Genomic DNA, 13482 nt, shown 5'->3' with positions numbered 1-13482 from the left:
CGCGGTCCTCGGGGCTCAGGCGGCCCAGTGGCCGCGGCTGCGGTAGACGTCGCGCAGCACGCCGACGTGATCGGTCATGATGCCATCCACACCACGATCGAGTAAGTCGTGCATCTGGGCAGGTTCGTCGATCGTCCAGACGTGCACCTGCAACCCCAGCCGGTGGCAGTAGGCCAGGAACCGGCGGTCGACCACCGGCACCCGCCCGTACCGGGGCGGCACCTGCGCGGCGACCACCGACGGCGGCAACCGCACCGGTCGGCCGTGCCGCGACGCCAACCACAGCCGGGCCACCCCCCGCATGCCCAGGCCGGTGGCCACCTGACCGCCGGTGGCCGCCCGCAACCGGGTCAGCCGGGCGTCACTGAACGAGGCCAGCAGCACCCGGTCGGCCGCCCCGGCCCGGGTCACCGCCTCGACCGTCGGGGCGACCCCGCCGTCGGCCTTCACGTCGATGTTGAACCGGACCTGCGGCCAGCCGGCCAGCACCTCGTCGAGCCGGGGCACGACCGCCGCGCCGCCGACCCGCACCGACGCCAGGTCGACCCAGCGCAGGTCGGCGATGCGGCCGGTCTCACCGGTGACCCGGTGCAGGGTGTCGTCGTGGAAGACCACACACACCCCGTCGGCGGTGCCGTGCACGTCGGTCTCCACGTACCGGTAGCCCAGCTCGACCGCCCGGGCGAACGCGGCGACGGTGTTCTCGTCGCCGTCGGCGGCCCCACCCCGGTGGGCGAAGGCCAGCGGGGCGGGGGCGTCCAGGTAACCGGGACGGGTCAGCACGCAGCGCAGTATGCCCGCCGCCGGTGGCCGGCGGGTGACCGACCGGCGACTGTCGTCCCCTCCGGTACGGGCGGACACGTGGCGACTCAGGCGATCCACGCCCCGGTCGTGGTGGTGACCGCGGTGCCGTCGAGGTCGGCGAGTTTCGTCCCGACGAACTGCCGCGCCTGCGCGGAGGTCTGCAACCGGGGCGGCGGGGTCGCCCCGGTGACCGCGTCGACCACGACCGCCGCGGCGTCGGCGGCGGACTGCGCGGCGGCGAACGCACCGGCGGTGCGCCGCAGGTACGCCCGCAGCCCCGGCCCGTACGCCCCCGCGTCGGCGACGGCGGCGTCCCGGTCGATGCCGACGTTGGCGACGAACTCGCTGGCCACCGCCCCCGGCTCGACCACGCTGACGGTGACGCCCACGGTGGCGGCGACCGGCGTGAGGGACTCCATGAACCCCTCGACGGCGAACTTCGCCGCGCAGTACGCCTCGTTGAACGGCTGCCCGATCACCCCACCGACGCTGCTGACGGTCACCAGCCGCCCCCGGCTGGCCCGCAGCACACCGAAGAAGTTGACCTCCATGACGGCCCGGACGGCGTCGACGCCCTCCTGCTCCAGGGTGCCCAAGTGCCCGGCGCCGGCGTTGTTGACCACCGCGTCCAGCCGCCCGTACCGGTCGACGACGTCGGCGACGGCGGCGGTCACCGACGCCTGGTCGACCACGTCGAGCTGGCGTACGTCGACCAGGTCGGCGACGTCGGCGGCCTCGACGGCGGCCCGCAACCGCGCGGCGCGCGACACGTCGCGCATGGTCGCCACGGTCCGCCAACCGGCCCGCGCGCAGCCCACGGCGACCTCCAGCCCGATGCCGGTGGAGGTGCCGGTGATCAGTACGGTCCGCTCGCTCATGCCTGACCCTCTTCCGTGCGACGACTGGGGCAGATTCTCACCGTTGGCGTGCGCCCGTGGGCGAACCGGGGGCGTTGCGTCGCCCGGTTCGGGGCAGTAACGTCGACAGCCGTGACTGCCGGGTCGGCCATGGGCCATCAGCGGACAGGGCACCCGGCCGGCGCGTGAGCCCCGGGTGGGCCCGCGGCCCGCCGTCGTCCGCCCCGACCCCGCGCGTCCCCTCGTCGGACGCCCCCGGTCGACACCCCATCTCCCTCTTCCCGGCTGGTCGTCCGCCGACGGCCCCGCCGGTTCTCGTCGTGTCCGGCCCGCCCGGCGGGCCGGCCTTCCCGGATTGACGGACACCGCATGCCGAACGAGTTCAACCAGCAGATCATCGAGGAGTTCCGCGCCAACGGCGGACGGGTCGGCGGGTGGTTCGAGGGAGCCCGGTTGCTCCTGCTGACCACCACCGGCGTCCGGTCGGGTGTCGCGCACACCACACCGCTGGGTCACCTGTCCGACGGCGGGGACCGGATCCTGGTCATCGCCTCGGCCGGGGGCGCGCCCCGGGACCCGCAGTGGTTGCGCAACCTGGTCGCCGACCCGCTGGTCACCGTGGAGGACGGGACCTCCACCTACCGGGCCCGCGCGCAGGTGCTCACCGGCGCCGAGCGGGACGCGGTCTTCGACCTAGCGGTGCGGGCCGACCCGGGATGGGCCGACTACCAGGTCCGCTCGGGGCGGGTGCTGCCGGTGGTGGCGCTGGTGCCGTTGCCGGGGCCACCGACGCCGACCGCGGCGCACCGATGCCCTCCGGGCACATCCGGCGGGCCAGGGGGAGCAGTTCAGCCCGGTGCCGGATCGGCGGTGTGACGACCCGTCGTCGGGCTGACCCGGGTCAGCCCGACGACGGCCGGCGGTGGACCCGGCTGGTGTCGACGGGGCGACCCGGGTCGACGTGCCGGGGCCGGTCGGGTTCGTCGACGCGCAACGGCCTCAGGGTGTCGGTGATCGCGTCGATGATCCGGTCGGTGCCCTGGCGGGCCGCACCGGACGCGGCGGGGAAGAGGTCACCCAGGTCGAGCGGGTCACCGAAGCGGACCCGGATCACCGGACGGCGCAGCAGCGCCCGGCCCAGCCACCGCAGCATGCCCCGGGGTGCCCGGTAGGGCAGCACCTCGTGCGACCCCCACTGGGCGACGGGCACCACCGGGGCGCCGCAGGCCATGGCGATCCGGGCCGCGCCGGTCTTGCCCCGTTCGGGCCACAGGCCGGGGTCCAGCCCGATGCGCCCCTCGGGGTAGACCAGCACCACCGAGCCCTCGGTGACCGCGGCGGCGGCGTCGAGGGCCCCGCGCACCGCGGCGGTGCCTCGGTCGACGCGCAGGTGGCCGGCGTGGCGCATGAGCGCGCCGAGCCCGGGGGTACGGAACAGCCCGCCGGTGGCCATGAACCGGGGCGCCATGCCCCGGGCCCGACAGGCGGCCCCCAGGACGATGGGGTCGAAGGGGCTGATGTGGTTGGCGGCCAGGATCAACGGCCCCCGGCGCAGGTGCGCGGGGACGTCCCCGGTGACCTCCAGCCGGGCCAGCGGGGCGACGACCAGCCGGGCGAGCAGTTGGGCGGCACGCCAGAACAGTGGTGGCTGCCAGCCGGGAGGCGGGGTGTCCATCAGTCGCCGATGGTCGCACGAACGCGGGGGAGGACCGGACCCGGGTCCTGCGGCCCGAGGTGATCAGGGTCATTGGTCCCGGGCCGGGTCGGGACCCCCGACCCTGCCACACCTCCTACGACGCGCAGTAGTATTTACTACGTCTCGTAGTACTGATGGCAGGGGGTTTATCGGTGGACGCGTTGGACGTCGCCCGCTGGCAGTTCGGTGTCACCACCGTCTACCACTTTCTGTTCGTGCCGCTGACCATCGGGCTGTCCGTCCTGGTGGCCATCCTCCAGACCAGATGGCACCGCACCGGCAACGAAAAGTACCTCAAACTCACCAAGTTCTACGGCAAGCTGTTCCTGATCAACTTCGCGATGGGGGTGGTCACCGGCATCGTGCAGGAATTCCAGTTCGGCATGAACTGGTCCGACTACTCCCGCTTCGTCGGCGACATCTTCGGCGCCCCCCTGGCCATCGAGGCCCTGGTCGCCTTCTTCCTCGAATCCACCTTCATCGGCCTGTGGATCTTCGGCTGGGACCGGCTGCCCGCCCGCCTGCACCTGGCCAGCATCTGGGCCGCCGCCATCGGCACCAACCTGTCCGCCTACTTCATCCTCGCCGCCAACTCGTTCATGCAGAACCCCGTCGGCTACCGGCTCAACCCCGACACCGGCCGCGCCGAACTCACCGACTTCGTCGCCGTCCTCACCAACAAGGTCGCCCTGATCACCTTCCCGCACACCCTGGCCGGGTCCTTCCTCGTCGCCGGCTCGCTGGTCGTCACCGTCGGCCTCTGGCACGTCATGCGCAACCGAGGCAGCGCCGACACCGACGCCTACCGGTTCGCCACCCGCTTCGGCGCCTGGGTCGTGCTGATCTCCTCCACCCTGGTCCTCATCACCGGCGACATCCAAGGCAAGATCATGACCCAGGTGCAGCCGATGAAGATGGCCGCCGCCGAAGGCCTCTACACCACCGAGAGCCCCGCCTCGTTCTCCGTGCTCACCATCGGCAGCCTCGACGGCAGCCGCGAGGTCTTCGCCCTCAAGATCCCCTACCTGCTGTCCTACCTCGGCACCGGCGACCCCCACGGCACCGTCCACGGCATCAACGACCTCCAGGCCCAGTACGCCAGCCAGTACGGCCCCGGCAGCTACACCCCGATCATCCCGGTCACCTACTGGAGCTTCCGCTTCATGATCGGCTTCGGCCTCGCCGCCGCCGCCATCGCCCTGCTCGTCCTCTGGGCCCAACGCAAGGGACGCACCCCCACCAGCCGCTGGCTGCTGCGCGCCGGCCTGATCATGCCGGTCCTGCCGCTGCTCGCCAACTCCTTCGGCTGGATCTTCACCGAGATGGGCCGCCAACCCTGGATCGTCTTCGGCGAAATGCTCACCCGCAACGGCGTCTCCCGCAGCGTCTCCCTGACCGAGGTCCTCACCTCCTTCACCGCCTTCACCCTCATCTACGCCACCCTCGCGGTCATCGAGTACAAACTCCTGCTCCGCTACGCCCGCGCCGGCGTACCCGACATCACCCCGGCACCCGTACCCGACGACACCGACGACGCCGAGCGCCCGCTCGCCTTCGCCTACTGATCCCCGGAGCCCCCCGTGGAACTGACCACCATCTGGTTTCTCCTCGTCGCCGTGCTCTTCACCGGCTACTTCATCCTCGAAGGCTTCGACTTCGGCGTCGGCATGCTGCTCCCCGTACTCGGCCGCGACGACCGGGAACGCCGCGTCCTGATCAACACCATCGGCCCCGTCTGGGACGGCAACGAGGTCTGGCTCATCACCGCCGGCGGCGCCATGTTCGCCGCCTTCCCCGAGTGGTACGCCACCCTCTTCTCCGGCTTCTACCTGCCCCTACTACTCATCCTGCTCGCCCTCATCGCCCGCGGCGTCGCCTTCGAATACCGACACAAACGCCCCGAAGCCAGCTGGAAACGCCGCTGGGACACCGCCATCTTCGTCGGCTCCCTCATCCCCGCCCTCCTCTGGGGCGTCGCCTTCGCCAACATCCTGCGCGGCGTACCCCTGGACGCCGACCACGAATACGTCGGCGGCCTGCTCAACCTCCTCAACCCGTACGCCCTGCTCGGCGGCCTCACCACCACCGCCCTGTTCCTCACCCACGGCGCCGTGTTCATCGCCCTCAAGACCACCGGCGACATCCGCCACCGCGCCCGCACCCTCGCCGTCACCCTCGGCCTCGGCACCGCCGTCGCCGCCGTCGCCTTCCTCACCTGGACCCTCACCATCCGCTCCAGCCCGGCCGCCGTCGTGCTCGCCGTCGGCGCGGCCCTCGCCCTCATCGGCGCACTCGCCGCCGCCCGGGTACGCCGCGAAGGCTGGGCATTCACCGGCACCGCCGTCGCCATCGCCCTCGCCGTGGCCACCCTGTTCGCCGCACTGTTCCCCAACGTCATGCCCTCGACCCTGGACCCGGCCGGCACCCTCACCGCCACCAACGCCGCCTCCACGCCCTACACCCTCAAGATCATGACCTGGGTGGCGGTGATCTTCACCCCGATCGTCCTCGCCTACCAAGGGTGGACCTACTGGGTGTTCCGCAAGCGAATCGGGGTACAGAACATCCCGCAACACTGAAAGACGCGCGAGGGGCGCGGGGGCGCGGGGCCGGTGCGAGGGGGTCGCACCGGCCCCGCGACACATCCACCCCACAAACCAGATCGCCGCCGCACCCGGCCACCACTATCGTCGCCCGCATGCACAGCGCCACCCACATCCGTGAACTCACCGACGACGACGCCACCGACGCCTGGCGCCTCGGTCGGACCGCCTTCGGCTCCGACCCACAACCACCACCACAGACCACCACCCCCACCCCCGGCACCACCCGCTACGGAGCGTTCGACCACACCGGCCGGCTCATCGGCAAAGCCATCGACCTGCACCACGACCAGTGGTGGGACGGCCGCGCCATCGCCGCCGCCGACATCGCCGGAGTCGCCGTCGCCCCCGAAACCCGCGGCCGAGGCGTCGCCCGCGCCCTGCTCACCACCCTGCTCCGCGGCGCCCACGACCGGGGCGCGGCCATCAGCGCGCTCTTCCCGACCGTCGCCGCCCCCTACCGCGCCTGCGGCTGGGAAATCGCCGGAACACGACGCACCGTCGACCTCCCCACTGCCCTGCTCACCCCCCACCGCCCCAGCCCACACCTCACCGTCCGCCCCGGCAGCCCCGACGACCTGCCCGCCGTCGACGACCTGTACGCACACACCGCCCGCCACCGCCGCGGCCTGCTCACCCGTCGCGGCACCCTGTTCGACCACCACCGCGCCCGCCACACCGCCGACCACACCCTGCCCTACGACGGCCTCACCCTCGTCGAACACCGCGGCCACCTGGTCGGCTACGCCGCCTGGAACCGCCGCCACGGCTACGGCGCCGACGGCACGCTCACCATCGAAGACCTCGCCGCCACCACCGGCGACGCCGCCCGGGAACTCGTCGGCATCCTCGCCAGCTGGCGCAGCGTCGCCCCGACCCTGCGACTGACCCTGCTACCCGGCGACGCCGTCACCGCCCACCTACCGGTGGAGAAAGCCCGCGAACACCACCAGGACACCTGGATGCACCGCCCCGTCGACGTCACCCACGCGGTACGCGACCGCGGCTGGCCCGCCCACGTACACGGCACCACCACCTTCACCCTCGACGACCCACTCGCCGACTGGAACACCGGCACCTGGCACCTGGAGATCACCGACGGCACCGCCGACCTACGCCGCACCACCGCCGACACCGACCTGCACCTGACCATCCGCGGCTTCGCCCTGCTCTACACCGGCGCCGCCACCGCCCGCACCCTCGCCCAAGCCGGCCTGCTGCACCACCCGGCCGGCACCGACCCGGCCCCCCTCGACCTGCTCGCCGCCGCCGGCCCGGCCCAACTCGGCGACTACTTCTGACCCACCGCCGACCACGCCCGCCCACCGCAACCTCGAACAGGCGGCCCCGACCAGGGCCGCCCCACCCGAACCGACCTCAACGCGCCTCGCGCAACTCCGCCAACCGCGCCTCGATCTCCGCCAACTCGGCCCGCAGCTTCTCCGCCTGCTGCTCCGCCTCCGACCGCTCCGCCGACAGGATCTGCTCCACCGCCTCCTGCACCCCCGGCACATCCACCAGGGCCACCATCCGCAACGCCTCTGCAGGCTTCACCACATACGGCTTCGCCAGCGCCTTCGCACCCTGCTGCGCCGCCACCGTCCACTCACCGTCGGCATACGCCAGGGTCACCGTCAACCCCGCCGGCCCCTTCGGCTTCGCCACCTTCACCGGCCGACGCGCCGCCGGCTTCTCCACCACCGACTCCACCTTCGACTCCTCCCGACGCGGCACCGGCACCGGCGGCGTGTCCAGCACGAACTCCGGCTCCACCGCCGCGACCGGCTCCGCGACCGCCTCCGCCTCCGGCTTCGGCTCGACGACCCGACGACCCGTCCCACGCGGCGCCACCGCCACATCGGCAGGGGAGAAGGGCAACTCGTCACGACCGAACCGCACCACCACGAACTCGTCGGAGACCGCCGGATCGGTCAGCTCCACCACCTGACCCACCTGCCCGGCGATCTGCCCCGCCGAGGCGGTGAACACCACCTTCGGCTTACGACCCGCCGCCAACGCCTCCCGGATACCCCGCACCTCGTCATCAGACAAACCCTGGCCCGCCATCACAGCCCTCTTCCGTACATGTGTTTGATTCCTGCCTTGATACCAGTCGACTGCGACAACCGGAAGATCAACCCCCAAGGACCCGCAACGCCTCATCAGCGTGCTCATTCATCCCCAGCTCACTGTGGATCACCGCCAGCACCCGCCGATCCACCCCGATCACGAACGTCATCCGCCGGATGCTCAACGGCCCCAACGGCAACCGCCGCCGCACCCCGAACGCCTGCGCCACCACACCCTCGACATCCGACAACAACGGATAGTCGAACCCGTGCAACCGCGAGAACTCCGCCTGCTTCGCCACCGGATCCCGGCTGATCCCCACCCGCTGCGCCCCCACCGCCGCGAACTCCGCCGCCAGATCCCGAAAATGACAACTCTCCGCCGTGCACCCCCGCGTCATCGCCGCCGGATAGAAGAACAACACCACCGGCCCCGACCCCAGCAACTCCGACAACCGCCGCGGCGTACCCGTCTCGTCCGGCAGCGCGAAATTCTCCACCAGATCACCGACACTCACACCCACCACACACCTCCACCGATCCGTCCGACGCGCGGTGAGCGTAAGCGATCACCCCAGCCGCCCCCTCCACCACCGCACCCACACCACACCGCCGAGTGAGCACCGCACACCCCGCCGCGGACGGTAACGTCAGCCCACCGCACGAACAGGGGAGCAGGGCATTGAATCCGGTCACCGTCATCACCGGCGGCAGCCGAGGCATCGGCGCCGCCACCGCCCGACGGCTCGCCGCCGAAGGCCACCGGATCGCCATCGGCTACCACCACGACCACCAGGCCGCCGCCACCGTCGTCGCCGACATCCAACGCCTCGGCCACCATGCCGTCGCCGTCCCCGCCGACACCACCGACCCGACCCACATCGACCGTCTCTTCACCGCCGCCGCCGACCTCGGCCCCCTCACCGCCCTGGTCAACAACGCCGGCGTCACCAGCCCCATCGGCCCCTTCACCGACCTGCGCCCCGACGACCTACGCCGGGTCGTCAACGTCAACCTCATCGGCTACGTCCTCTGCGCCCAACAGGCCGCCCGCCGGCTCACCCACGGCGGCGCCATCGTCAACATCTCCTCCGCCGCCGCCACCCTCGGCAGCCCGGGGGAGTACATCCACTACGCCGCGGTCAAAGCCGCCACCGACACCCTCACCATCGGGCTGGCCAAGGAACTCGCCCCGCGCGGCATCCGGGTCAACGCCGTCGCCCCCGGCATCATCCGCACCGACATCCACGCCGACTCCGGCATGCCCGACCGCGCCGACACCGCCGTCGACCGCATCCCACTCGGCCGCGCCGGCGAACCCGACGAGGTCGCCGGCGCCGTCGCCTGGCTACTCGGCCCCGACGCCAGCTACACCACCGGCACGGTGCTGCGCGTCGCCGGCGGCCTGTAGACCGGCTGCACGGTACCGGCACACCAACCACCCCACCGGTGAACAGCCGCCGCCGTCCGCGTACGTGCCGAAAAGCCCGTTCACCCATCGGACGAGGTGGAGGCGTCACCCGCAACCAGATCGAGGAAGGACAGGTAGTCCGCGAGGCGGGCGGACCCGGTGAGCATCGCCCGACCCCGGGCCGTGATCCGCTCCCGCCACTGGTCGATGGAGGCCGCCAGCGGACCGGGCCCACCGGCGGCGTGAACCTGCTCGATCACGGCAGCGATGCGATCCAGCAGGTAACCGCCACGCCGAAGCAGATGGGCGAGTTCGGCGTCACGCACGTCACCGGACGAATAGGTCCGGGCGGTCCGTGACCGGGCCGGGGCCAGGATCCCGGCGCGCTCCCACTTGCGCAGGGTCGCCGGGGTGACACCGAGCCGGTGGGCGAGGACACCGACCGAGACAGGCCCGTCCGGGCCCGGGGCGGCCGGTGCGGAGGAGGCAAGCACGACAGCCGCCGAGGCGACCCCGTCCAGGGTCTCCCGGTCCCGTTGAAGCTGCACGTGCGCGGTGTCGATCACGGCCAGGGCCGTCGGGAGATCACCGCGGAGCACCGACCTCATGATCTCACCAGCCGCGCGGTAGCCGTACCCCGGAATAAGCGCGACGTAAGCGCTCAGCGCGCCCACATGGTCCTCGGTGTAGACCCGGTAACCGCTCGCCGTCCGCGCGGCCGGTGGAATCACCCCGGCCTGCTCGTAGTTGCGGACCGCCTGCGCGGTCAACCCGTGCGCCCGGCCCAGATCCACCGGCCGGTACACCGCCTTTTTAGACTTCAACGGGTTCTCCCCAGGTCGGAGCAGGTCAAAGTTTCAACCGCTGATTCAACGATACGGTTGAGGTCATGGCTTTCGACACCGAGCTGCAGTCCCTGATCTCCGCACGACGGCCGCACCTGCTCGCGATCGGTGAGCCCTACCACGGCGAGCCGGCATTCCCTCACCTGCGCAACCGGATTCTCGAGACACTCGCCGGGTACGGCTTCCGGTCGATTGCGATCGAGTCGGACCGGGCCGCCGGCCTCGCCGTCGACGACTACGTGCAGGGCCGGCGCGACGACCTGGACCTGACCACCGGCATCAGTCACGGCTGGGGCACCCACCCCGCCAGCCGCGAACTGGTCGACTGGCTACGCGCCCACAACGACAAGCTGCCGGCCGGCGAACGCATCGCCTTCCACGGCTTCGACGCTCCCACCGAAATCACCGGCGCGCCCAGCCCCGGACCACTTCTGCGTGAGCTGCAGGAATACCTCGGCGTGCCGACGCCCGGCCTGGATCGCCTGGTCGGCGACGAGGGGCGCTGGACCGCACCGGAGATCATGTTCGACGCGACGCGGTCTCCCGGCCGGTCACCGGAGGCAGCCGCGCTGCGCGGTCTCGCCGAGGACCTCCGAACCCAGTTGTACGCCGACGCCCCCCGCCTGATCAGGGACACCTCCCCGGAGTCCTGGAACCGGGCCAGGGTGCTCGCCAGCACGGCCATCGGCCTGCTCACCTACCACGCCGCGATGGCCGAACCGGGCACCCCGTCGCAGCGGATCGGCCGCCTGCTCGCGGTGCGTGACGTGCTGATGGCGCAGAACCTCCTCGACATCCACGCGCACGAGCGGGACCGCGGACCGACCCTGGTTGCCGCCCACAACGCCCACCTGCAACGGCACCCGAGCCGGTGGACCGCCCACGGGAACGGCATGGACCTGGCAGCACAGTGGAACGGCGCCGGTTCGATAGTGTCGCTGCTGCTCGGGGACAGGTACGTGTACGTGGCCGGCAGCCTCGGGGCGAGCGGTCCGGTCGGCCTCGGGCAACCGGAACCCGGAACCTACGAGGAACGGCTCGGCCCGGAGACCGGCATCTTCCCACCGCCGACCGGTGCCGATCTACGCGAACGCGTGGGGGACCTGCTCGGGTACTTCCCGCTGGACACCGGCACGATCGAGACCTGCGACGCGATCCTGCACATCGGCTCCGAGCCGGGGGCGGCCGACGCGGCCCGGATCACCGGCCTTCCCGGGGTGACCGAGACCCGCATCCCACCGGGCTCCGAGATGCCGCCCTACACCTGGGGCGACCGGTTCTTCTTCGTCGGCGAGGATCGGATGCGGCCGTTCGCCACGATCGTCCTGCACGACGTGCCGAACGTCGATGAGCGGTCCCGCCTGTCCGAGCCCGGACGGTACCGGCTCAACATCGAGGTGGGGCGCGCCGAGTTCCGCAAGCTGTTCGGCTACGGCCCGGAGGAGTTCGCCGCGCACCGCGACGGGCTCGACTTCGCGGAGACCGACCGCCTGATGCCACATCCGACCTACGCCGTGCAGGGCTGGGCGAGCGTGGTCAACCCGGGCCCGGCCACTGCGGACGAGGTGGCGCGTCTGGTGGCACAGGCACGTTCCCGCAGCGCCGGTCGCGGACACCGTAGGAGTCAGCGACCGTAGTCGAGCCGTACAGGAAGATCACCCCGATGAGTCGACCGGTCACCGGCCTCCACCTGCGCACCGGGCCACATTCGATAATGCACATTATGTCAAGTTGAACCTGTCGGATCGTCACCCACGAACGGCCGGATCACCGAGACCCGAGCGGCGTATCCTTCGCCCGTGGAACTGCGGTTCGAGACGCGCCGGTCCGACTCGCCGTGGGTCGACACCGTGTGGACGTGCACCAGCGAGCAGGTCACTACGATGACCTCCGTCGCAGGAGTGCGTTGCGGCCTGGTGTTCTGGGAGCAGGCCGGCCAGGCGTACGCGGGCATCACCGGTCCCGAGACCCGGACCGGCACGGCGCCGGTGCCGGTGGGCGCGACCTTTACCGGCATCGAGTTCGCCGTGGGCATATCGTTGCGGGCCGTGCCCACGTCGGCGCTGGTCGACGGCGGCATCGGGCTCCCCGACACCACGCGTCGGACGTTCCGGCTGGACGGCGCGCGTTGGGAGACGCCCGGCCCGGACGATGCCGAGGCGCTGGTCGAAAGTCTCGTTCGGGCCGGGATCGTGGTCCGTGACCGGCTTGTCGCCGAGGTGCTGCGGGGGCACCGCCCGGCCGTTTCGGGGCGCACAGTCGAACGCCGGTTCCGCGCCGCGACGGGACTGACGCGGGGCGCGGTCCGGCAGATCGAGCGGGCCCGCACAGCGGCGCAGCTGCTGGCTGTCGGCGACCCGGCCGCCGACGTCGTTGCCAAGCTCGACTACTTCGACGAGCCGCACCTGGCCCGGGCACTGCGCTCCTACGTCGGACGCACCGTCAGGCAGCTGCGCGAAGGCGCCGGTGGCGCGATCGCCCTCGATCTGGGTCCGGATCAACGCTTGACGTCATAGATCAGCTTCAGGATCCCGTTCGAGTAGCTCGCCGACTCCCGCAGCGTCAGCATGTGCTTGTCCCGGTCGGCCCGGCCGAACAGGCTCTTGCCGGCACCGAGCAGCACGGGGAACATGAGCAGGTTGTACCGGTCGATCAGGCCCGCGTCCGAGAGCCGCCTGGCCAGCTCCGCGCTCCCATGGATGAAGATCGCACCGCCCTCGCCCTGCTTGAGTGCGGCGACGTCTTCGGTCGAGCGCAGGATCATCGTCGGCCCCCACCCGTCGACGAGGGCGTCGCCAGGCAGCGTGCTCGATACCACGTACTTGGGCAGCAGCTTGTAGCCGGCGTGGTCCTCCGAGCCGGGCCAGACCGGCGCGAACGCCTCGTAGCTGCGGCGGCCGAACATCAGCGCTGTGGTGTCGGAGAGTTCCTCGCCCTTCAGCGACCAGGCTTCGGGGACGAACTCCAGGTCCTTGACCACCCACCCGCCGCTGCGATGCCCCTCTCCCGGCCCGCCGCCGGGCGAATCCACGACGCCGTCGAGCGACATGAAACCGGTGTACACCAGGTCACGCATTTGTGCTGTCTCCTCATGCTCGGGCGGGTTGCCGGGTCCACGCTAGATCGCGGCCGCAGCGGCCGTCTTGGACGGAAACGACAGCGAATCCAAAAGCGTCGAGGACGCCGCCGACGGCGCG

Annotated in this window: 14 protein-coding genes; 7 read left to right on the top strand and 7 right to left on the bottom strand. The window is 71.5% G+C overall.

What is annotated here, in order from left to right; all coding sequences use genetic code 11:
* Nucleotides 1-15 precede the first annotated feature (15 nt).
* The gene (locus tag ACIG87_RS00300) at nt 16-783 is read right to left on the bottom strand and encodes a glycerophosphodiester phosphodiesterase (RefSeq protein ID WP_396846703.1); all 768 of its coding nucleotides are present in this window, start codon (nt 781-783) and stop codon (nt 16-18) included.
* Between the two features lie 86 nt (nt 784-869).
* Nucleotides 870-1682 (bottom strand): SDR family NAD(P)-dependent oxidoreductase, encoded by an 813-nt coding sequence (locus ACIG87_RS00295; RefSeq protein WP_396846701.1) that lies wholly within the window; start codon nt 1680-1682, stop codon nt 870-872.
* Between the two features lie 348 nt (nt 1683-2030).
* Between ACIG87_RS00295 and ACIG87_RS00290 the strand changes: the two genes are divergently transcribed.
* Nucleotides 2031-2537, top strand: a complete 507-nt coding sequence (locus ACIG87_RS00290; RefSeq protein ID WP_396846699.1) for a nitroreductase/quinone reductase family protein — start codon at nt 2031-2033, stop codon at nt 2535-2537.
* Between the two features lie 25 nt (nt 2538-2562).
* On the opposite strand, the gene ACIG87_RS00285 is transcribed toward ACIG87_RS00290, so the two are convergent.
* A complete protein-coding gene (locus tag ACIG87_RS00285) occupies nt 2563-3336 on the bottom strand; it encodes a lysophospholipid acyltransferase family protein (RefSeq protein ID WP_396846698.1) in 774 nt (257 codons plus the stop codon).
* A gap of 173 nt (nt 3337-3509) precedes the next feature.
* On the opposite strand from ACIG87_RS00285, the gene ACIG87_RS00280 reads away from it, so the two are divergent.
* From ACIG87_RS00280 to eis, 3 genes are all read left to right on the top strand, one after another.
* Complete coding sequence (locus ACIG87_RS00280) at nt 3510-4922, top strand: cytochrome ubiquinol oxidase subunit I (protein WP_396847562.1); 1413 nt, start codon at nt 3510-3512, stop codon at nt 4920-4922.
* Between the two features lie 15 nt (nt 4923-4937).
* A complete protein-coding gene (cydB, locus tag ACIG87_RS00275) occupies nt 4938-5936 on the top strand; it encodes a cytochrome d ubiquinol oxidase subunit II (RefSeq protein WP_396846696.1) in 999 nt (332 codons plus the stop codon).
* A 119-nt stretch (nt 5937-6055) separates the two neighbouring features.
* Nucleotides 6056-7261 carry an enhanced intracellular survival protein Eis gene (gene eis, locus ACIG87_RS00270; protein ID WP_396846694.1) on the top strand — a complete coding sequence of 402 codons (1206 nt, stop codon included), beginning with the start codon at nt 6056-6058 and terminating at the stop codon, nt 7259-7261.
* Between the two features lie 76 nt (nt 7262-7337).
* Here the strand turns inward: eis and ACIG87_RS00265 are convergent, their stop codons facing one another.
* Nucleotides 7338-8027 carry a hypothetical protein gene (locus tag ACIG87_RS00265; protein WP_396846693.1) on the bottom strand — a complete coding sequence of 230 codons (690 nt, stop codon included), beginning with the start codon at nt 8025-8027 and terminating at the stop codon, nt 7338-7340.
* A 67-nt stretch (nt 8028-8094) separates the two neighbouring features.
* Nucleotides 8095-8547: a peroxiredoxin gene (locus ACIG87_RS00260; protein ID WP_396846691.1), complete on the bottom strand. Its 453-nt coding sequence runs from the start codon at nt 8545-8547 to the stop codon at nt 8095-8097.
* 164 nt (nt 8548-8711) lie between these two features.
* On the opposite strand from ACIG87_RS00260, the gene ACIG87_RS00255 reads away from it, so the two are divergent.
* The gene (locus tag ACIG87_RS00255) at nt 8712-9440 is read left to right on the top strand and encodes an SDR family NAD(P)-dependent oxidoreductase (RefSeq protein WP_396846689.1); all 729 of its coding nucleotides are present in this window, start codon (nt 8712-8714) and stop codon (nt 9438-9440) included.
* A gap of 80 nt (nt 9441-9520) precedes the next feature.
* Here ACIG87_RS00255 and ACIG87_RS00250 read toward each other — a convergent pair whose 3' ends face one another.
* Entirely contained in the window at nt 9521-10246 is a 726-nt protein-coding gene (locus tag ACIG87_RS00250; RefSeq protein ID WP_396847560.1) for a MerR family transcriptional regulator, read from the bottom strand.
* Between the two features lie 83 nt (nt 10247-10329).
* On the opposite strand from ACIG87_RS00250, the gene ACIG87_RS00245 reads away from it, so the two are divergent.
* A complete protein-coding gene (locus ACIG87_RS00245) occupies nt 10330-11922 on the top strand; it encodes a DUF6194 family protein (RefSeq protein WP_396846687.1) in 1593 nt (530 codons plus the stop codon).
* Between the two features lie 162 nt (nt 11923-12084).
* A complete protein-coding gene (locus ACIG87_RS00240; protein ID WP_396846685.1) occupies nt 12085-12801 on the top strand; it encodes a helix-turn-helix domain-containing protein in 717 nt (238 codons plus the stop codon).
* On the opposite strand, the gene ACIG87_RS00235 is transcribed toward ACIG87_RS00240, so the two are convergent.
* Nucleotides 12783-13361: a dihydrofolate reductase family protein gene (locus tag ACIG87_RS00235; RefSeq protein WP_396846684.1), complete on the bottom strand. Its 579-nt coding sequence runs from the start codon at nt 13359-13361 to the stop codon at nt 12783-12785. The genes ACIG87_RS00240 and ACIG87_RS00235 overlap by 19 nt on opposite strands.
* Between the last annotated feature and the right edge of the window lie 121 nt (nt 13362-13482).

This window comes from Micromonospora sp. NPDC051925 (assembly GCF_044548625.1).
GTDB lineage: Bacteria > Actinomycetota > Actinomycetes > Mycobacteriales > Micromonosporaceae > Micromonospora.
The sequence above is the reverse complement of the archived record's forward strand: the minus strand, read 5'-3'. Positions and strand labels throughout refer to the sequence as shown.

What these genes read in the sequence shown, in the direction of transcription:
- ACIG87_RS00295 (WP_396846701.1), bottom strand. Translation starts at nt 1,682, where the DNA reads ATGAGCGAGCGGACCGTACTGATCACCGGCACCTCCACCGGCATCGGG.
- ACIG87_RS00290 (WP_396846699.1), top strand. Translation starts at nt 2,031, where the DNA reads ATGCCGAACGAGTTCAACCAGCAGATCATCGAGGAGTTCCGCGCCAAC.
- ACIG87_RS00285 (WP_396846698.1), bottom strand. Translation starts at nt 3,336, where the DNA reads ATGGACACCCCGCCTCCCGGCTGGCAGCCACCACTGTTCTGGCGTGCC.
- eis (WP_396846694.1), top strand. Translation starts at nt 6,056, where the DNA reads ATGCACAGCGCCACCCACATCCGTGAACTCACCGACGACGACGCCACC.
- ACIG87_RS00265 (WP_396846693.1), bottom strand. Translation starts at nt 8,027, where the DNA reads ATGGCGGGCCAGGGTTTGTCTGATGACGAGGTGCGGGGTATCCGGGAG.
- ACIG87_RS00245 (WP_396846687.1), top strand. Translation starts at nt 10,330, where the DNA reads ATGGCTTTCGACACCGAGCTGCAGTCCCTGATCTCCGCACGACGGCCG.
- ACIG87_RS00235 (WP_396846684.1), bottom strand. Translation starts at nt 13,361, where the DNA reads ATGCGTGACCTGGTGTACACCGGTTTCATGTCGCTCGACGGCGTCGTG.